15 protein-coding genes, 1 pseudogene and 1 riboswitch are annotated in these 18,148 nt (G+C 64.3%); of the genes and pseudogenes, 4 read left to right on the top strand and 12 right to left on the bottom strand.

Annotated elements, in window-relative coordinates; genetic code table 11:
- Positions 1 to 77 precede the first annotated feature (77 nt).
- A complete protein-coding gene (locus tag BLR94_RS20720) occupies positions 78 to 1,262 on the top strand; it encodes a BaiN/RdsA family NAD(P)/FAD-dependent oxidoreductase (RefSeq protein WP_084308892.1) in 1,185 nt (394 codons plus the stop codon).
- Between the two features lie 65 nt (positions 1,263 to 1,327).
- On the opposite strand, the gene sstT is transcribed toward BLR94_RS20720, so the two are convergent.
- Together sstT and BLR94_RS20710 are read right to left on the bottom strand one after the other, a co-directional pair.
- Positions 1,328 to 2,590, bottom strand: coding sequence for a serine/threonine transporter SstT (gene sstT / locus BLR94_RS20715; RefSeq protein ID WP_084308893.1), 1,263 nt, complete (start codon positions 2,588 to 2,590; stop codon positions 1,328 to 1,330).
- Between the two features lie 249 nt (positions 2,591 to 2,839).
- A complete protein-coding gene (locus BLR94_RS20710; RefSeq protein ID WP_084308894.1) occupies positions 2,840 to 4,228 on the bottom strand; it encodes an L-serine ammonia-lyase in 1,389 nt (462 codons plus the stop codon).
- A 144-nt stretch (positions 4,229 to 4,372) separates the two neighbouring features.
- On the opposite strand from BLR94_RS20710, the gene BLR94_RS20705 reads away from it, so the two are divergent.
- Positions 4,373 to 5,308, top strand: coding sequence for a LysR family transcriptional regulator (locus BLR94_RS20705; protein ID WP_084308895.1), 936 nt, complete (start codon positions 4,373 to 4,375; stop codon positions 5,306 to 5,308).
- Between the two features lie 27 nt (positions 5,309 to 5,335).
- On the opposite strand, the gene BLR94_RS20700 is transcribed toward BLR94_RS20705, so the two are convergent.
- From BLR94_RS20700 to BLR94_RS20660, 9 genes are all read right to left on the bottom strand, one after another.
- Complete coding sequence (locus tag BLR94_RS20700; protein WP_084308896.1) at positions 5,336 to 6,040, bottom strand: PqiC family protein; 705 nt, start codon at positions 6,038 to 6,040, stop codon at positions 5,336 to 5,338.
- 259 nt (positions 6,041 to 6,299) lie between these two features.
- Positions 6,300 to 8,555: a DNA topoisomerase IV subunit A gene (gene parC, locus BLR94_RS20695; protein ID WP_084308897.1), complete on the bottom strand. Its 2,256-nt coding sequence runs from the start codon at positions 8,553 to 8,555 to the stop codon at positions 6,300 to 6,302.
- A 7-nt stretch (positions 8,556 to 8,562) separates the two neighbouring features.
- Complete coding sequence (locus BLR94_RS20690) at positions 8,563 to 9,087, bottom strand: retropepsin-like aspartic protease family protein (protein WP_084308898.1); 525 nt, start codon at positions 9,085 to 9,087, stop codon at positions 8,563 to 8,565.
- A complete protein-coding gene (locus BLR94_RS20685) occupies positions 9,084 to 10,067 on the bottom strand; it encodes an esterase-like activity of phytase family protein (protein ID WP_084308899.1) in 984 nt (327 codons plus the stop codon). Before BLR94_RS20685 ends, BLR94_RS20690 begins: the two co-directional genes overlap by 4 nt.
- The gene (gene parE / locus BLR94_RS20680; RefSeq protein WP_084308900.1) at positions 10,067 to 11,965 is read right to left on the bottom strand and encodes a DNA topoisomerase IV subunit B; all 1,899 of its coding nucleotides are present in this window, start codon (positions 11,963 to 11,965) and stop codon (positions 10,067 to 10,069) included. Before parE ends, BLR94_RS20685 begins: the two co-directional genes overlap by 1 nt.
- A 45-nt stretch (positions 11,966 to 12,010) precedes the next feature.
- Positions 12,011 to 12,592 (bottom strand): YqiA/YcfP family alpha/beta fold hydrolase, encoded by a 582-nt coding sequence (locus tag BLR94_RS20675; RefSeq protein WP_084308901.1) that lies wholly within the window; start codon positions 12,590 to 12,592, stop codon positions 12,011 to 12,013.
- An 83-nt stretch (positions 12,593 to 12,675) separates the two neighbouring features.
- A complete protein-coding gene (gene cpdA / locus BLR94_RS20670) occupies positions 12,676 to 13,494 on the bottom strand; it encodes a 3',5'-cyclic-AMP phosphodiesterase (RefSeq protein ID WP_084308902.1) in 819 nt (272 codons plus the stop codon).
- A 114-nt stretch (positions 13,495 to 13,608) separates the two neighbouring features.
- On the bottom strand, positions 13,609 to 14,061 hold the full coding sequence (locus BLR94_RS20665; RefSeq protein ID WP_084308903.1) for a DUF1249 domain-containing protein: 453 nt from the start codon (positions 14,059 to 14,061) through the stop codon (positions 13,609 to 13,611).
- Complete coding sequence (locus BLR94_RS20660) at positions 14,052 to 14,669, bottom strand: NUDIX domain-containing protein (RefSeq protein ID WP_084308904.1); 618 nt, start codon at positions 14,667 to 14,669, stop codon at positions 14,052 to 14,054. The genes BLR94_RS20665 and BLR94_RS20660 overlap by 10 nt, the downstream gene beginning before the upstream one ends.
- Before the next feature lie 169 nt (positions 14,670 to 14,838).
- Here BLR94_RS20660 and BLR94_RS20655 point away from each other — a divergent pair, with 169 nt between their 5' ends.
- Positions 14,839 to 15,597, top strand: coding sequence for a DUF3298 and DUF4163 domain-containing protein (locus BLR94_RS20655; RefSeq protein ID WP_084308906.1), 759 nt, complete (start codon positions 14,839 to 14,841; stop codon positions 15,595 to 15,597).
- Positions 15,598 to 15,643: 46 nt separating this feature from the next.
- Here the strand turns inward: BLR94_RS20655 and thiC are convergent, their stop codons facing one another.
- Complete coding sequence (gene thiC, locus BLR94_RS20650) at positions 15,644 to 17,527, bottom strand: phosphomethylpyrimidine synthase ThiC (RefSeq protein WP_084308905.1); 1,884 nt, start codon at positions 17,525 to 17,527, stop codon at positions 15,644 to 15,646.
- Between the two features lie 216 nt (positions 17,528 to 17,743).
- A riboswitch (TPP riboswitch) is annotated at positions 17,744 to 17,850 on the bottom strand.
- Between the two features lie 151 nt (positions 17,851 to 18,001).
- On the opposite strand from thiC, the pseudogene BLR94_RS28040 reads away from it, so the two are divergent.
- Positions 18,002 to 18,148: pseudogene (locus BLR94_RS28040) on the top strand (channel protein TolC); the annotation flags it as partial.

Genomic DNA, 18,148 nt, shown 5'->3' with positions numbered 1-18,148 from the left:
GCGCCAGGCACGGTGAAACCTCGACAACCCCTGGGGTAGAATCTCCGCGCTCCGCCCGCAGCCAACAGGATCGCCCCGTGCTCACACCCCACGTCATCATCATCGGTGCCGGCGCCGCCGGGCTGATGTGCGCCATGACCGCCGCCGCCCGCGGGCGCCGCGTACTGTTGCTCGACCACGCCAACAAGGCCGGCAAGAAGATCCTGATGTCCGGCGGCGGACGCTGCAATTTCACCAACCTGTACTGCGAGCCGGCCAACTTCCTGTCGCACAACCCGCATTTCTGCAAGTCCGCGCTGGCACGCTTCACCCAGTGGGATTTCATCGCCCTGGTGGCCAAGCACGGCGTGCCCTACCACGAGAAGAAACTCGGCCAGCTGTTCTGCGACCACAAGTCCAGCGACATCCTCGGCATGCTGCTGGAAGAATGCGAGCAGGCTGGCGTCGACCTGCGCCTGGATACCTCGGTGAACGCCATCGAGCGCGGCGAAAACGGCTATCGCCTGAGCACCAGCCTCGGCCCCGTGAGCTGCGAGTCGCTGGTGATCGCCACCGGCGGGCTGTCGATCCCTACCCTCGGCGCCAGCGGCTTCGGTTACCAGGTGGCCCGCCAGTTCGGCCATGCGCTGCTGCCGACCCGGGCAGGCCTGGTGCCCTTCACCCTGACCGATCCGCAGCTCAAGCTGCTGTGCAGCGAGCTGTCCGGCACCTCGGTGGAGGATTGCCGGGTCAGTTGCAACGGCCAGAGCTTCGTGGAAAACATCCTCTTCACCCACCGCGGCCTCAGCGGCCCGGCGATCCTGCAGATTTCCTCCTACTGGCAACCCGGCGACACCCTGAGCATCGACCTGCTGCCGCACGTCGACCTGCCGGAGTGGTTGCAGGCACAACAGCGCGAGCGTCCCAACAGCGAGCTGAAAACCCTGCTGAGCGAACGCTTCACCAAGAAAATGGCCGGCCTGCTGGCGGAGCACTGGTTCGCTTCCAAACCGCTGAAGCAGTACACCCCGGCCGAGCTCAAGGCCATCGCCGAGCGCCTGGCGGACTGGCAACTGGTGCCGGCGGGCACCGAGGGCTACCGCACGGCGGAGGTCACGCTTGGCGGCATCGACACCAAGGAGGTGTCGTCCAAGACCATGGAGTCGCTGAAGTCACCGGGGCTGTATTTCGTCGGCGAGGTGCTGGATGTCACCGGGCACCTGGGCGGCTTCAACTTCCAGTGGGCCTGGGCGTCGGGCTATGCGGCGGCGCAGTACGTGTAGCCGCGCAACCCACCTTCGGCCCGGAAAACACGCGCCCTGAGGCGCGTCTTTCATCCCACGGCCAATCAGCTACGGGATGCCTGGGCATCGATGCGGGTGGCCTGTTCGGCAACACCGCGCTCTTCACCGGCATAGGATACGGCTGCGGTGAAGACCACGTCGGTGTGCGAGTTCAGGGCGGTCTCGAAGGAGTCCTGCACCACGCCGATGACGAAGCCGATCGCCACCACCTGCATGGCGATTTCGGTGTCGATGCCGAACAGGCTGGTGGCCATCGGAATCAGCAGCAGCGAGCCGCCAGCCACCCCGGAAACGCCCGCCGCTGCCAGGGACGACACCACGCAGAGCAGCAGCGCCGTGGGCAGATCGACGTTGATGCCCAGGGTATGGGTGGTCGCCAGGGCCATCACGGAAATGGTGATCGCCGCACCGGCCATGTTGATGGTGGCACCCAGCGGGATGGTGATCGAGTAGGTGTCCTTGTCCAGCTTGAGCTTCTCGCACAGACGCAGGTTGACCGGAATGTTGGCCGCCGAGCTGCGCGTGAAGAAGGCCGTCACAGCGCTCTCGCGCAGTACCGTGAACAGCAGCGGATAGGGGTTGCGGCGCATCTTGATGTAGGCGAGCAGCGGGTTGATCACCAGGGTCACGATCAGCATGCAGCCGACCATCACCATCAGCAGGCGGGCATAGCCATACAGCGCCTCGAAGCCGGAGTCGGCCAGGGTGCTGGCGACCAGACCGAAGATACCGATCGGCGCCTGATTGATGACGAACCGCACCACCTGGGTGAAGGCGTTGGAAACGTCATGCAGCATGGTGCGCGTGCTCGGCGCGGTATGCCGCAGGAAGATGCCCAGCGCCACGGCCCAGGCCAGGATGGCGATGTAGTTGGAGGTGTTCAGCGCCTGCACCGGGCCGACGAAGATGCTGGTCAGCAGGTTGTGCAAGACATCGATGATGCTGCCGGGCGGATTGCCCTCGGCCGAGCTGATGTCCAGCGACAGCAGGGTGGGAAACAGAAAGCTGGCGCACACCGCCAGGGCCGCTGCGCTGAAGGTACTGATCAGGTACATCATCAGCACCGGACGAATGTGCGTGGGCTGGCCACTCTGATGGGCTGCCAGGGAGGAAATCACCAGTACCAGCACCAGTACCGGCGCGACCGCCTTGAGGGCGAGGATGAACAGTTCACCCAGCAAGCCGACCTTGAGCGCGGCATCTGGCGAGAAATAAGCGAGCAGAATGCCCAGCACCAGACCGATGAAGATGCGTAGCACCAGGCTGGTATTGGAATAGGCGGAGGCGATGCGTTTTAGAGTATTCATGTAATAGACGCTGTCCAGAATTCTAGGCTTGATGGCATTGGGGGACAGGTCAGCAGGGGCACGAGCCACGCCAACCGGGCAGGTCACCCCAAGACATCACGCGATTATAAGGGAGGGGAATGGGATCAGCGCCATCTAGATGCTTTGCGGGGACATGCAGGGAGGTCTCAGTTGTTATTGTTATGGACGATCGATGCGTGATGGCAGCCCTAGAGGCCACGCATCACGCGGGTTCGGCAGGTGAGCGGCTCAGCACTCGATAATGTTCACGGCCAGGCCGCCGCGTGCGGTTTCCTTGTATTTGGTCAGCATGTCGGCACCGGTTTCGCGCATGGTCTTGATCACCTTGTCCAGGCTCACATGGTGCGAACCATCGCCGTACAGCGCCATACGCGCGGCATTGATGGCCTTCACCGAGGCAATGGCGTTGCGCTCGATGCAGGGAATCTGCACCAGGCCGCCGACCGGGTCGCAGGTCAGGCCCAGATGATGCTCCATGCCGATCTCGGCGGCGTTCTCGACCTGCTCCGGCGTGCCACCGAGTACCGCACACAACGCGCCGGAAGCCATCGAGCAGGCCACGCCGACCTCCCCCTGACAGCCCACTTCGGCGCCGCTGATCGAGGCGTTTTCCTTGTACAGGATGCCGATCGCACCGGCGGTCAGCAGAAAATCGATGATGCCGCGCTCACTGGCGCCGGAAATGGCGTTGGCGTAGTAATGCAGTACCGCGGGGATGATGCCCGCCGCGCCATTGGTGGGTGCGGTGACGACGCGGCCACCGGCCGCATTCTCCTCGTTCACCGCCAGGGCCCAGAGGTTGACCCAGTCGAGCATGCGCAGCGGATCTTCCGTGTAGCTTCGCTGAAAGCCACCCAGCTTGCGCGCCAGGATGGCGGCGCGGCGGCGTACCTTGAACCCGCCAGGCAGGATGCCTTCGGTGCGACAGCCGCGTTCGACACAGGCTTGCATCACGCGCCAGATCGACAGCAGACCGCTGTCGATCTCTTCATCACTGCGCCAGTGGCGCTCATTGCGGCGCATCACTTCGGCAATGCCGATCCCGTATTCGCGGGTCAGGCGCAGCAGGTCGGCGCCGCTGCGAAACGGCAATGGCAATGCGGTGGCATCCGGGGCGATGACCTTGTGCTTGGAGCCGTCGGCGAGGATCGCCTCGCTGACCACGAAGCCACCACCCACCGAGTAATAGGTAGCCTCGTGCACCTGCAGCCCGGCCGCGTCGAACGCTGCGAAGCGCAGGCCGTTGGCATGCAGCGGCAGCGCCTTGCGAATCATCTTCAGATCGGTCTTTTCGTTGAATGCGACCGAATGCCCACCAGGCAAAACGATACGCTTCTCGCTACGAATGGCCTCGATATAGCTTGCAACCTGCTCGACATCGACAGTATCCGGCTCATACCCACTCAAGCCGAGCAATACCGCCTTGTCGCTGCCATGGCCTTTGCCGGTAGCACCCAGCGAGCCATACAGCTCGGCCACCACCCGCACGACACTGGGCATATGCCCCTGGTTTTCCAGGGCGTGGGTGAACAGCGCCGCGGCACGCATCGGCCCGACGGTGTGCGAGCTCGATGGGCCGATGCCCACCTTGAACAGATCGAATACGCTAACGGCCATGGCGGTATTTTTCTTTTATGAGGTGGAGACAGGCGCCCGGTCATGCACCCGTCGGTGAGAAAAATCTAAGACCCCACTTTCATTATGTATACTGATTTATTCTTACCCCATTGATTAGAAAATCTTACCTATAGAATTCCGCTCATGGATCTCATCCGCTTACGCACCCTTCGCGAGCTCGCCCGCTGCGGCACCATGGCGGCCACCGCCGAGTTTCTGCACCTGACGCCCTCGGCGGTTTCCCAGCAGATCACCCAGCTGGAACGCGAGGCCGATGTGGCATTGATCGAGCGGCGTGGCCGCGGCGTGGTGCTGACGCCGGCAGGTAGTCGACTGGTGGCGCACGTCGAACGGATTCTGGTGATTCTCGACGAGGCCCGCTCGGAACTGGCGCAGATGCGCAGCGAAATTGCCGGAGAGCTGCGCGTGGCAGCCTTTCCTTCGATCGCGGTGGCGCTGGTCGCGCCCATCGTACGCAACCTGCGCCAGGCCTATCCGCGCCTGGACGTGGTGGTGGCGGATCTGGAACCGCAGGAGAGCCTCAGCGCCCTGAGTGCCTGGCAGATCGATGTCGCCGTGATCGACGACCTGGCCGGCGCGGCAAAGTCGCGCCAGGAACACTACGAGCTGATTCCACTGACCGAAGATCGCCTGCACGTGCTGCTGCCGACGAGCCACACGCTGGCATCGCGCAGCACCCTGACCATCGCCGACCTGCAGGAGGAGGCCTGGGCACTGGACTCCACCAACAGCTCGTTCGGCGAGTTCATCGGCAATCTGTGTCGCCGCTCCGGCTTCGCGCCGCGTATCAACGCGCATTGCGCCGGGTTCGAGATGGTCGCGGCGATGGTCGCGTCGGGCAACTCGATTTCGGTGGTCTCGGGTCTGCGCCTGGTGCGCCCGCTGGAAAACGTCACGGCCGTAAGACTCGCACCGGCCATCCAGCGCAAGATACTGCTCGCCTACCGCAAGGGTGAACGCAAGCATCCCGCTGTCACCGTATTCCTCGATGAGGCGATACGCACGGCGCAACTGCTGGGGGCTGCCCCTGCGTCAGGGCAGGACGCGGTGCCGCGATAGCACCGGGCGCAGCCTGGCTAGCCAGGGTCAGAAGCGGAACACTTCCGCATCGATACGGATCGGCTCGGCCACCGGCATTTTCGGTGGTTGCTGGCGCGCGGCCGGAACCGGGGCTTTCTTGCGTGGTTCCTCGGCAGCGATCGGGGCATTGCCGTGGCTCTTCACCGCGCTCGCCAATTGCTCGACCAGTTTCTGCACCACGGCGCTCTGGGCCCGCACCTGATCGGCGACAGGCCCCTTGTGCCGCTCTTCCAGATGCACAAGCCGGGTATCGAGCAACTGCCCATCGCGCCCCACCAGCCGCCATTGCGCCTCGAGCACGGCCGGCTGACGCGGGCCGGAGTCCAGGCGGGTCACGGACAACAGCACCTGCACCTGAGCCTTGAACCCCGGGTTGTCGGAGGCGAGCACCAGGCGCTGGCTGTTGATCCGGCTGGACAGCTGGCGCAATACCTGACGGTCCAGATCGGTGGCCAGGCTGCCCGCCCAGCGGGCACCGCCAGCGGGACTCAGGCTGCCATCGGCCTGGCGCTGCAGGAGCGCTTCGCGCTGCAGGTAATCCGCCACGGTAATGGGGCCCAGCAATACGCTCATCCCGTTCTTGTCGGCGGTTTTGGCGGCACTCTGACCGCCATCGAGCTGATAGAGCGAGACCGGCATGAAATGCGAACAGCCGGTCAGCGTCAGCAGACCAGCCAGGAGAAGCGTGAGAGGAAGCCGCTTAACAATCATCAATGTATTCCAGCTGGCAGTATCGCCAGCGACCGTGGCTACAGGTAAAGGGTCAAAAAACAAAAAATAGGTAAATCACCACGTCGGCAAACGCCCGGCGGGGTACCCAATAATCCCTGTCCCTATGCAATGCGCCTGCCATCGAACGCCTTGACCCGAAAAAATGGCATAGAGCCCGCCGCCAGGCAGGCCCATGAAAGGCCGTATCATCCGTCAAACCGGCCCGCAACTCCAGTGGCAGGCCATTGGCCAGCATGCCCTATTCGACCAGCAACGCATCGACACGCTGAAATCCGCGTGGCAATTTATTGCCGCGTCGGCCACGTTCGCCCTTGTAATGCTCGAGGTCGTCGGCCTTGAGGGACAGCGTACGCTTGCCAGCCTGCAATACAAGGGTAGCGCCCTGGGGCAGCACGGCCAGGCCGGTGAGGTATTCTTCGCGACTGGCGACACGCTCACCCGGGATGCCGATGATCTTGTTACCTTTGCCCTTGCCCAGTTGCGGCAGGTCGACGACCTTGAACAGCAGCAGGCGCCCCTCGGTGGTGACGGCCGCCAGCCAGTCCTCCTGGCGGTTGGCCAACGGCCTCGGCGCCACCACCCGCGCGCCGTTGGGCAGGCTGAGCAGGGCCTTGCCAGCCTTGTTCTTGGCCTGCAGGTCTTCACCCTTGACCACGAAACCGTAGCCGGCGTCCGAGGCGATCACGTACAACGCCTCATCATCGGGCAACAGCACGCATTCGAAGCTGGCACCCGGCGGCGGCGTCAGGCGACCGGTCAGCGGTTCACCCTGGCCACGGGCCGACGGCAAGGTGTGAGCGGCAAGCGAATAGCTACGTCCCGTGGAGTCGATGAACACCGCGTACTGGTTGGAGCGTCCCGGCGCTGCGCTCTTGAAGCCATCGCCCGCCTTGTAGGAGAGGCCGGTGGCATCGATTTCGTGCCCCTTGGCCGAGCGCACCCAGCCTTTTTCCGAGAGCACCACGGTGATCTTCTCGTTCGGCAGCAGATCGTGCTCGGACAACGCTTTGGCCTCGGCACGCTCGACGATCGGCGAACGGCGATCATCGCCGTACTTCTCGGCGTCTTCGATGATTTCCTTGCGCACCAGCTTCTTCAGCTTGGTCTCGCTGCCCAGCAGCGCCAGCAGCTTGTCGCGTTCCTTGCTCAGCGCGTCCTGCTCGCCGCGGATCTGCATCTCTTCCAGGCGGGCGAGTTGCCGCAGGCGAGTTTCGAGGATGTATTCGGCCTGTATCTCGGTGAGGCCGAAGCGCTCCATCAGCACCGGTTTGGGCTGATCCTCGGTACGAATGATGTGAATCACTTCATCGAGGTTGAGGAAGGCGATCAAGCGGCCCTCCAGCAGGTGCATGCGATGTTCGACCTTGTCCAGGCGAAACTGCAGGCGACGGCGCACGGTACCGACGCGGTACTGCAGCCACTCGACCAACAGGGTGCGCAGATCCTTGACCTGCGGCTTGCCGTCGAGGCCGATGACGTTGGTGTTGACCCGGTAGCTGGACTCCAGATCGGTGCTGGCGAACAGGTGCTGCATCAGCGCGTCGTGATCGACCCGGCTGCCGGTGGGGATGATCACGATGCGGCAGGGGTTCTCGTGGTCGGACTCGTCGCGCAAATCGGCGATCTGCGGCGCCTTCGATGGCTTGGCCTGCATCATCGCGGCGATCTGCTCCAGCACCTTGGCGCCAGACACCTGATGGGGCAGCGAGGTGATCACGATGTCACCGTCCTCGACGCTGTACACCGCGCGCATGCGTATCGAGCCACGACCGGTCTGGTAGATCTTCAGCAGATCGGCTCGCGGGGTGATGACCTCTGCCTCGGTCGGGTAATCCGGGCCGAGCACGTGCTCGCAGAGTTGCTCCACCGTTGCCTTGGGCTCGTCGAGCAGGCGCACGCAGGCGGCCGCGACCTCACGCAGGTTGTGCGGCGGCACATCGGTGGCCATGCCCACGGCGATACCGGTGGTGCCGTTGAGCAACAGGTTGGGCAAGCGTGCCGGCAGGGTCGCCGGCTCGTTCAGCGTGCCGTCGAAATTCGGCACCCAGTCCACCGTGCCCTGGCCGAGTTCGCTCAGCAGCACTTCGGAATAGCGGGACAGCCGCGCCTCGGTGTAGCGCATGGCGGCGAACGACTTGGGATCGTCCGGCGCACCCCAGTTGCCCTGGCCATCGACCAGGGTGTAGCGGTAGCTGAACGGCTGCGCCATCAGCACCATGGCCTCGTAGCAGGCCGAGTCGCCGTGGGGGTGGAACTTGCCGAGCACGTCGCCGACGGTACGCGCGGATTTCTTGTGCTTGGAATCGGCATCCAGGCCCAGTTCGCTCATGGCATAGACGATACGACGCTGCACGGGCTTGAGGCCGTCGCCGATGTGCGGCAGCGCGCGATCCATGATCACGTACATCGAATAGTTGAGATAAGCCTGCTCGGTAAAGTCGGCAAGGGAGCGGCGTTCGACACCGTCCAGGCTCAGATCGAGGGTTTCGCTCATGCGTGCCTCATTGCAAGGTTGATTGGCGCAGCATCAGGGTGCCGTCGCGCTGACTGAATTCAAGTTGTTTCAAGGCGCTCATGCCCAGCAGGATTTCGTCGCCATCCATGCCCGGGGCGATGAGCGCGGACACGTCTTGCAGGACGATATCGCCAAGCTGCAAACGCGCCAGACGCGTGCGATGCGCCGTGGCACGGCCATTGGCGGTGCTGATCTGCACCGGCGCGCCAGATTGCAGGCCCAGGCGGCGGGCCACCTGGCTGGGTATCGCGACCTGGGTAGCACCGGTATCGAGCAGAAAGGTCACCGGGTCATCGTTGATCAGTCCATCGACCAGATAATGCCCACCCTGGCTGCTGGCCAGGCGCACCTCGACATAGTCGCTGCCATGAACCGACTGCGGCTGGCGGTTGGGATGGCTCTTGCCATCTTCCCATTTGCCGAAGAAATGCGTGGCCAGCAGCAGCCCGGCGCCCCAGGCCAGCACCAGCATCACCCGGCCGGCACGACGGCCGACAGCCTGCTCGCTCACCGCGCCGCCTCCCAGCCACCGGCAGGCGCCGCGAAACGCCAGACCAGCGGGCGGCGCTCGCCGTCCGCACGGGCGTGGCCACCATTGTCGACACCGATCCAGGCGCCCTGCGCGTCCACCGACAGCGCCTCGGCCACCCCATAGTTCACCGGATAGCGACGCTCAGCGGTGAGTGCCTGCGCGGCGAACGACCAGCACCGCTCGACGTCACCGGTGTCTGCGGCGCGGCGGCAGATGCGATGGGCCTGACGCTCCAGGGTGAAGAGCTTCTCCTGGTGAAAGGCCAGGGCGGAGAAATCCACCGGCGCGGACACGCCGCCCAGCGCGTTGGGCGAGGCCTCCTCGCCGCCCTCGCTGAGCAACACGCAGCCGCCTTCGCAGCGCCAGGTGGCACGACGGTGATGCACCACCACCAGCCCACGCCGCTCTTTCTCGGCGGCCAGCCACAGGCGCTCGCCAGCCGGATCGACGGCGATACCCTCGAACTGCGAGTTGAAATGCAGCAGCATGCCGCTGGCCCGTGCCTGGCGCACCATGCCCTCGGGCAATGCCAGCCACTGCGCATCGGCGGCGGGTGGCACCTGCAGTACCGCAGCATGGCTTTCGCTGATCAGGTAGCGATTGCCCTTGGCGTCGCAGGCGATACCCTCGAAGTCCAGATGGCCACCGCGCACCAGCCCGGACACCCAGGCACGCATGCGCAGGCCCCAGGGCAGCGGCATCACTGGCGCTGGCGGCGCCACGAAACGTTCGGCCTCGGCCTGCCAGATGCGCGCGGACGAGTCGAGGCGGTAGAGGCGATCGTCGTCACGGTCGGATACCGCCCACAGCGCGTCGCCGCACCAGGCCAGGCCGGACAGATTGCCCGATTCCATGCCGGCGACCGGGTGTTCGCTGAGCAGCGTGAGTTCCTCGAGTGGGGTATCGGCCAGCACCGGCGTCAGAGCCGAAAACAGCACGGCGCCGAGCAGTCGCCGCATCAGAGCAGCACCTCCGCCAGGTTACCCTTGGACTCCAGCCAGGATTTGCGGTCGCCGGCACGCTTCTTCGCCAGCAGCATGTCCATCACCTCGCGAGTCCCGTCGTAGTCCTCGAGGGTGAGCTGCACCAGGCGCCGGGTGTTGGGGTCCATGGTGGTCTCGCGCAGTTGCGGCGGGTTCATTTCGCCAAGGCCCTTGAAGCGGGTGACCTGCGGTTTACCGCGTTTCTTCTCGGCCACCAGGCGGTCGAGAATGCCGTCGCGCTCGGGCTCATCCAGGGCGTAGTAGATTTCCTTGCCGAGGTCGATGCGGTAAAGAGGCGGCATGGCCACGTACACATGCCCCGCGTCCACCAAAGGCCGGAAATGCTGCACGAACAGCGCGCAGAGCAGCGTGGCGATGTGCAGGCCGTCGGAGTCGGCGTCGGCGAGGATGCAGATCTTGCCGTAACGCAACTGGCTCAGATCGCTGGAGCCGGGATCGAGGCCGACCGCCACGGCGATGTTGTGCACTTCCTGGCTGGCCAGCACCTCGCCACCATCCACTTCCCAGGTATTGAGGATCTTGCCGCGCAGCGGCAGGATCGCCTGGAACTCCTTGTCCCGCGCCTGTTTGGCGGAGCCGCCGGCAGAATCCCCCTCGACCAGGAACAGCTCGCAACGCAGCGGATTCTGGCCAGCGCAATCGGCCAGCTTGCCGGGCAGCGCCGGGCCCTGGGTGATCTTCTTGCGCTCGACCCTCTTGCCCGCCTTGAGGCGGCGACTGGCATTGCTGATGGCCAGTTCGGCCAACTGCTGGCCTAACTCCGGATGAGCGTTGAGCCACAGGCTGAAAGCATCCTTGACCACACCGGAGACGAACGCAGCCGCCTCGCGGGAAGACAGGCGCTCCTTGGTCTGCCCGGAGAACTGGGCGTCCTGCATTTTCATCGACAGGACGAAAGCGATCCGCTCCCAGATATCCTCAGGGGCCAGCTTGACCCCGCGGGGCAGCAGGTTGCGGAACTCGCAGAATTCGCGCATGGCGTCCAGCAGGCCCTGGCGCAACCCGTTGACGTGAGTTCCGCCCTGGGCGGTGGGGATCAGGTTGACGTAGCTTTCCTGCACCGAGTCACCGCCTTCCGGCAGCCACAACAAGGCCCAGTCCACCGCTTCCTTGTTGCCGGCCAGGCTACCGCAGAAGGGTTCGTTGGGCAGCCGTTCGTACTCGCTGACCGCGTCGACCAGGTAGGAGCGCAGGCCATCCTGGAAGAGCCATTCGACCCGCTCACCGCTGGCCTTGTCATGGAAGCTCACCGCCAGGCCTGGGCACAGTACGGCCTTGGCCTTGAGCACGTGCTTGAGGCGACTGACCGAAAACTTGTGCGAATCGAAATACTTGCCATCCGGCCAGAAATGCACGCTGGTGCCGGTGTTGCGCTTGCCAACCGTACCGATCACTTCCAGGTCGCTGGACTTGAAGCCGTCGGCGAACGCCATGGAATACTCGTTGCCATCGCGCTTGACCCGCACCTCGACCCGGGTGGACAAGGCGTTGACCACCGAGATGCCCACACCATGCAGGCCGCCGGAGAACTGGTAGTTCTTGTTGGAGAACTTGCCGCCGGCGTGCAGCTTGGTAAGGATCAGCTCGACGCCAGGCACGCCCTCTTCCGGGTGAATGTCCACCGGCATGCCGCGGCCGTCGTCGCTCACTTCCAGGGAGTTGTCCTCGTGGAGGATCACCTGGATGGCAGTGGCGTGGCCTGCCAGGGCTTCGTCGACACTGTTGTCGATGACTTCCTGAGCCAGGTGGTTGGGGCGGCTGGTATCGGTGTACATCCCCGGTCGCTTGCGCACCGGATCAAGGCCGGAAAGGACTTCGATGGCATCTGCGTTGTAGGCGTTTTGCTGGGCCATAGGTCTCTGAAATGCTCTGATTGAACGGGGGGCGGGCGCGACCGGTCAGGACACGGGCGCTACGCCGGCGAAAGCGAACAGCCTGGGCAGGCGCTCGGCGAATCCCTGGAAACCATGGTCGCCGCCGGCGTCGATGCGCAGCGCGCAATGCCGGTAGAACGCCTGGGCATGCCGGTAATCGAGGGTTTCATCGCCAGTCTGCAGCCATACCTGATAGCGGGCGGCGTCCGTTGGCAGCGGTGTCTCGAGTTCCGCCAATGCCGCCACGTGATCGGCAGTCAGGTCCCAGGTTTCGCCACTGTAATGGTTGCGCTGCGGGCCGAGGTAGCCGTCGAACAGCCGGTGTGGGCACACCGCCGGGTTGATCAACAGCGCCTTGAGGCCATGCCGTTCGGCCAGGTGGGTCGCATAGTAGCCGCCCAGGGAGCTGCCGACCAGCACGGGGCGACCAAGCTCGGCAATCAGCGCCTCGAGCTGGGCGATGGCCTGGCGTGGATGGTGGTGCAAGGCCGGAACGCGCAGTTGCGCCTGCCGCCCCATGGCGGTCATCGCAGCGCTCAACTGGCTGGCCTTGGTGGAGGCCGGCGCGCTGTTGAGCCCGTGGATATAAAGAATGCTGGTAGTCATGACGCGAGGCTACTAGTGCCGACCTACCCGCCGCAAGCACTCGTGCAGGGTCTGCGCACGGCGGGTACCGGGGGCCACTGACGCTAGTAGCCGCCCACGCTGTAGTCGGGCTCGAAAACCATGCCACTGACCCGCGACACGCCGGTTTCCAGGCGTCCGTCGTCATGCAGGCGCAGCCAGCGGTAGCCGGGAGCGGTGCGGTCAACCTGGAAGTCCTCGCTGCCGGGGGCGAACTGCACACAGGTCGACGGCGAAGCGAGCAGCCGCAGCGTGCCGCGCGTCTCGTCGATGGCTTGATGGACGTGACCCCAGAGAATCGCTCGTGTCTGTGGAAAACGATCCAGCACGGTGAACAGCGCCTCGGGATTGCGCAAGCCGATCGGCGCCATCCACTGGCAACCGATGTCCACCGGATGATGGTGCAGACAGATCAGATGATGACGATCAGGCGCCTCGCTCAAGGCCCGCTCGAGTAGCGCCAGTTGCGGTTCCTGGAGGTAACCGGGCACCGCGCCCGGGATCGACGAGTCGAGCATGATCAGCCGCCAGTGGCCGAAATCCACCACGGGCTCGAGCAGATCGGTGCCCACGCAAGCCGCTTTCATCGCCAGCACGTCGTCATGGTTGCCGGGAATCCAGCGGGCCGATGCATTCAGCGCGGCACTCAGTTCGAGAAAGCGCGCGTAGGATGCCGGGCTGCCGTCCTGGGACAGGTCGCCGGTCGCCAGGATCATGTCGACGGCCGGCTGCTCCCGGCGCACCAGGTCGACCACCCGACGCAGGCTGTCGGCGGTCTCCATGCCCAACAGCCTGCCCCCTGCATCGGCGAACAGGTGGCTGTCGGTGAGTTGCACCAGCAGGACCGACGAATCGGCGGGGATGGATACGGACGCACTCGACAAGGTGCTTCTCCTTGAATGGGATCCGTAAATTATGGAATCGCGATGTAGCCGGGTAAACCTGCGAACGGGGACTGGTTCACAGAATCCGAAGCATTATCGTGGCAAATAGCCAGCCTAGAGCATCGGCTCGGTTTCATGCCCGCATGCCAGGCAATGGCTCAGCCATTCCCCGAGAAACACATTGAGCTGGGTTTTCTCGTCCGGCTGGTGCATGGCGGCATTGGGATAAGGATAGATGCCGCGAAAGCGTCGCGCACTCTGCGCACCGGTGACCTCGGCCATGCGCGCGTCGTGATAGACGCGCACTTCCAGCTGTGGCACCGGCAGCCAGGGCAGACTGTGCTCCTGGCGCACCTGTACCGTAGAGGTATACGGACAGGTCTCCACCACTTCCAGCGCCAGCACGCCAAGTTGCCGCTCACCTTGACTGAGCGCCACACGTCGCGCGCCCTGCGCATCACGCATGCCGGGCAGCAGGCGCATCAGCCGCGCGTAATTGGCCTCGCAAGCAGCCTGCAGTTCGATCAGATCGACCCGGTAGCGCTCGCGCAGCAGATTTACCCCCATAGGCCCCTTACCTCGGCGCGGTTCAGCGCCAGCCACTGCAAGGCGATAATGCTCGCCGCGTTGTTGATCTGCCCATCCCTGACCGCCTGCAAGGCATCCTCGACGGGCCAGACCTGCACGCGAATGTCTTCGCCCTCTTCTTCGAGGCCGTGTATGCCGCCCACACCGGCGCTGTCGCAGCGACCGAGGAACAGGTGGACGAATTCGTCGGAGCCGCCCGGCGACGGGAAATAGCGGGTTATCGGCCAGAGCGAGGTCAGCGTCAGCCCGGCTTCTTCCTCGGCCTCGCGCAGCGCCACCTCGTCGGGCTCCTCGTTCTTGTCGATCAACCCGGCCACCAGCTCGACCAACCAGGGGTTGGCCGCCTTGTGCATGGCGCCGACCCGGAACTGTTCGACCAGCACCACGCTGTCGGTCACCGCATCGTAGGGCAGCACGCACACGGCATCGTGCCGGATGAACAGTTCACGGCGGAGCACTGGCCCCATCTCGCCGGAAAACTGCTGGTGGCGCAGGTGAAAGCGATCCAGACGGTAGAAACCGCGGAAGCACTCCTCACGTTCGATGATTTCCACCGCATCCGGGCCGGGGGTAAAGGTCTCGGTCATCTGCTGTTCTCTGGTTGCGTGCGTATTGAACCCATCCTAGGGGCTGTTGCGCCTCTCCCGCAAGCGACGCATCGAAAGCCTGGCCGATCCACCCGGATTGGCGAATAATCGCGAACTCCCCTGCCACCAGGCAGTCGAACGCCCGTCCTTCGCCAATGGCTTTTCCTGCATGAAACCATCCATCCCTGCCCGCCTCGGCGCCCTCCTCAGCCTGGGCCTGCTGCTCGCTGCCTGCCAGAGCCTGTCCGGCCCGCAAACCCCTGCAGCTCTCGCCAGCAGCCAAACGCGCTGGGAACACAAGACACCCGGCTGCGCAGCCCAGGACTGTCCGCTGGTCAATATCGACCTGCAGCGCCTGAGCGACCGGCCCCAGCTCAACGCGCGCATCGAGTCGACCCTGCTTGACCTGGTGAACGCCGCCACCGGCAATCGACCGCACTCGCTGGCCGATCATGAGCGTGAGTTTCTCGCCAATGGGAAGCCTGGCTGGGTCAGCTATCTGCAGGACAAGGTAATCAGTCAGCATGACCGTCTGGTGGTCATCGAACTGTCGAGCTACCACTTCATCGGTGGCGCCCATGGGGTGCCAGGGCGCACCTACCTGAACTATGACCGTGAGCTGGACAAGGTGCTGAGCCTGCAGGACTTCATCGTCCCCGGCGAGGAAGCGGCGTTCTGGCAGATCGCCCAGCGTGCCCACCAGGCCTGGCTGATCGCCCAGGGGCATGGCGACGACGCCGAGTACCGCCAGAGCTGGCCCTTCGAGCGCACGCCGAACATCGCCCTCAACCCCGATGCGCTGATGCTCAAGTACGATGTCGCCCGCCTGGCGCCCTACGCCGACGGCCACCCGGAGATCAAGATTCCCTACAGCCAACTGCAGGGCATCCTGCGCCCGGCCTACATGCCCGGCGCCGCAGCACGCTGAGAGAAGGCCGGGTGAGCGGCAACCTTGCCGATCACCCGGCTGAGCGTCACACCTGCCGGTAGATCACCGAACCCTCTTCCTTGAAGCGCTCGGCCTGTTCCTTGAAGCCGGCCTCGACCGCCTTGCTGTCGTCGGACAGACCGTTGACCTTGGCGTACTCGCGCACTTCCTGCGTGATTTTCATCGAGCAGAACTTCGGCCCGCACATGGAGCAGAAGTGAGCGACCTTGGCCGAGTCCTTCGGCAGGGTCTCGTCGTGGAACGCGCGCGCGGTATCCGGGTCCAGGCCGAGATTGAACTGATCTTCCCAGCGGAATTCGAAGCGCGCCTTGCTCAGCGCGTTGTCGCGGATCTGCGCCCCCGGGTGCCCCTTCGCCAGGTCGGCCGCATGGGCGGCGATCTTGTAGGTGATGATGCCGGTCTTCACGTCATCCTTGTTGGGCAGCCCCAGATGCTCCTTGGGGGTGACGTAGCAGAGCATGGCGCAGCCGAACCAGCCGATCATCGCCGCACCGATGCCACTGGTGATGTGGTCGTAGCCTGGCGCGATATCGGTGGTCAGCGGACCCAGGGTATAGAACGGCGCCTCGTCGCAGCATTCGAGCTGCTTGTCCATGTTCTCCTTGATCAGTTGCATCGGCACGTGGCCCGGGCCTTCGATCATGCACTGCACATCGTGCTTCCAGGCAATCTTGGTCAGCTCGCCAAGGGTTTCCAGCTCGCCGAATTGCGCGGCGTCATTGGCATCGGCGATGGAGCCCGGGCGCAGGCCGTCACCCAGGGAGAAGGACACGTCGTAGGCCTTCATGATTTCGCAGATGTCCTCGAAGTGGGTGTAGAGGAAATTCTCCTTGTGGTGGGCCAGGCACCACTTGGCCATGATCGAACCGCCGCGACTGACGATGCCGGTAACCCGCTTGGCGGTCAGCGGCACATAGCGCAACAGCACACCGGCGTGAATGGTGAAGTAGTCGACGCCCTGCTCGGCCTGTTCGATCAGGGTGTCGCGGAACAGCTCCCAGGTCAGGTCTTCGGCCACGCCGCCCACCTTCTCCAGCGCCTGGTAGATCGGCACGGTACCGATCGGCACCGGCGAGTTGCGGATGATCCATTCGCGGGTTTCGTGGATATGCTTGCCGGTGGACAGATCCATCACCGTATCCGACCCCCAGCGAATGCCCCAGGTCAGCTTGGCGACTTCTTCCTCGATGCTCGATCCCAGCGCCGAGTTGCCGATGTTGCCGTTGATCTTCACCAGGAAGTTGCGACCGATGATCATCGGTTCCAGTTCGGTGTGGTTGATGTTCGCGGGAATGATGGCGCGGCCACGGGCCACTTCGTCACGAACGAACTCGGCGGTGATTTCCCTGGGAATGCTGGCGCCGAAACTGTTGCCGGCATGCTGCTCCTTGAGCAGCCCGGCCGCGCGGTGCTCGGCGAGCTTCATATTCTCGCGGATGGCGATGTATTCCATCTCCGGCGTGATGATGCCCTGTCGCGCGTAATGCATCTGGCTGACGTTCTTGCCGGGCTTGGCGCGGCGCGGGTTGCGCACATGGGCGAAGCGCATCTTGGTCAGCTCGGCATCGGCCAGACGGCGCTGGCCGAACTCCGAGGACAGGCCATCGAGGCGCTCGGTATCGCCACGATCCTCGATCCAGGCGCTGCGCACGTCGGCAAGGCCCTTGCGCACGTCAATGGTGACGCTCGGGTCGGTATAGGGGCCGGAGGTGTCGTAGACGGTGACCGGGGCATTGATCTCGCCACCGAAGTCAGTGGGTGTGACATCCAGGCTGATTTCGCGCATCGGCACGCGAATGTCCGCTCGCGTGCCCTGGACGTAGATTTTCTGCGAACGGGGAAAGGGCTGGATCGACTGCTGGTCGACCTGGGCGGACTCACTGAGGTTCTGTTGTTGTTTGACGCTCATCGGTTGGCTCCTCGGCTTGATGTCGGAGCGAACCTGATGGACGTGATGAAGCAACACCACGCCAAAGCTGTTTGAACATGCAGGATTCGTGAGAGCGCCGGCATGCTCGAACAGCCAGGGCGCGGGCGCACCGCGAACGCGGTGCGGGGGTTTCCACCATGCAGGTCGCTGAAAACTATCCGCGTGCCATCGCACACGTTTTCAAACGATCTGTAGAGGTGGATACCTCTTGTTCCCTACGCAGGCCTTAACCTGATCAGGTTCAACGGGATCCGGAACTATCCGATCTCAGCCTCCGATTCGAGGCACCCCGACAAGAACTCGGCCAGTCTACTGACAGCTGCCCGCCGCAGCAACGCCGGCAGGACCCGCAGGTCGGATAGTGACGCCTGCCTGCCCATCACCGCGCGCCTTGACCACCCCGATGGCCGGGCTTAGTCTCGCCGACTACTGCCCACTCTAGGATTCGCTGACATGCTGCGCAGACTCTCCCTGGCCGTTGCCGTGACCGCTGCCTCAACCGCCACGGCCTGGGCAGATCCGGCCCCGCTGTCGGTACGCACCGACCTGATGTCGGTGTATCAGCAGGCCGCTGCCAACAATGCCGACCTGGCCGCCGCC

This window comes from Phytopseudomonas flavescens, from assembly GCF_900100535.1.
GTDB classification, from domain to species: domain Bacteria; phylum Pseudomonadota; class Gammaproteobacteria; order Pseudomonadales; family Pseudomonadaceae; genus Aquipseudomonas; species Aquipseudomonas flavescens.
This window is presented reverse-complemented; position numbering and strand designations above follow the sequence as displayed.

What these genes read in the sequence shown, in the direction of transcription:
- BLR94_RS20655 (WP_084308906.1), top strand. Translation starts at nt 14,839, where the DNA reads ATGAAACCATCCATCCCTGCCCGCCTCGGCGCCCTCCTCAGCCTGGGC.
- BLR94_RS20705 (WP_084308895.1), top strand. Translation starts at nt 4,373, where the DNA reads ATGGATCTCATCCGCTTACGCACCCTTCGCGAGCTCGCCCGCTGCGGC.
- BLR94_RS20685 (WP_084308899.1), bottom strand. Translation starts at nt 10,067, where the DNA reads ATGCGGCGACTGCTCGGCGCCGTGCTGTTTTCGGCTCTGACGCCGGTG.
- parE (WP_084308900.1), bottom strand. Translation starts at nt 11,965, where the DNA reads ATGGCCCAGCAAAACGCCTACAACGCAGATGCCATCGAAGTCCTTTCC.
- BLR94_RS20665 (WP_084308903.1), bottom strand. Translation starts at nt 14,061, where the DNA reads ATGGGGGTAAATCTGCTGCGCGAGCGCTACCGGGTCGATCTGATCGAA.
- BLR94_RS20700 (WP_084308896.1), bottom strand. Translation starts at nt 6,040, where the DNA reads ATGATTGTTAAGCGGCTTCCTCTCACGCTTCTCCTGGCTGGTCTGCTG.
- parC (WP_084308897.1), bottom strand. Translation starts at nt 8,555, where the DNA reads ATGAGCGAAACCCTCGATCTGAGCCTGGACGGTGTCGAACGCCGCTCC.
- sstT (WP_084308893.1), bottom strand. Translation starts at nt 2,590, where the DNA reads ATGAATACTCTAAAACGCATCGCCTCCGCCTATTCCAATACCAGCCTG.
- thiC (WP_084308905.1), bottom strand. Translation starts at nt 17,527, where the DNA reads ATGAGCGTCAAACAACAACAGAACCTCAGTGAGTCCGCCCAGGTCGAC.
- BLR94_RS20660 (WP_084308904.1), bottom strand. Translation starts at nt 14,669, where the DNA reads ATGACCGAGACCTTTACCCCCGGCCCGGATGCGGTGGAAATCATCGAA.
- BLR94_RS20675 (WP_084308901.1), bottom strand. Translation starts at nt 12,592, where the DNA reads ATGACTACCAGCATTCTTTATATCCACGGGCTCAACAGCGCGCCGGCC.
- BLR94_RS20710 (WP_084308894.1), bottom strand. Translation starts at nt 4,228, where the DNA reads ATGGCCGTTAGCGTATTCGATCTGTTCAAGGTGGGCATCGGCCCATCG.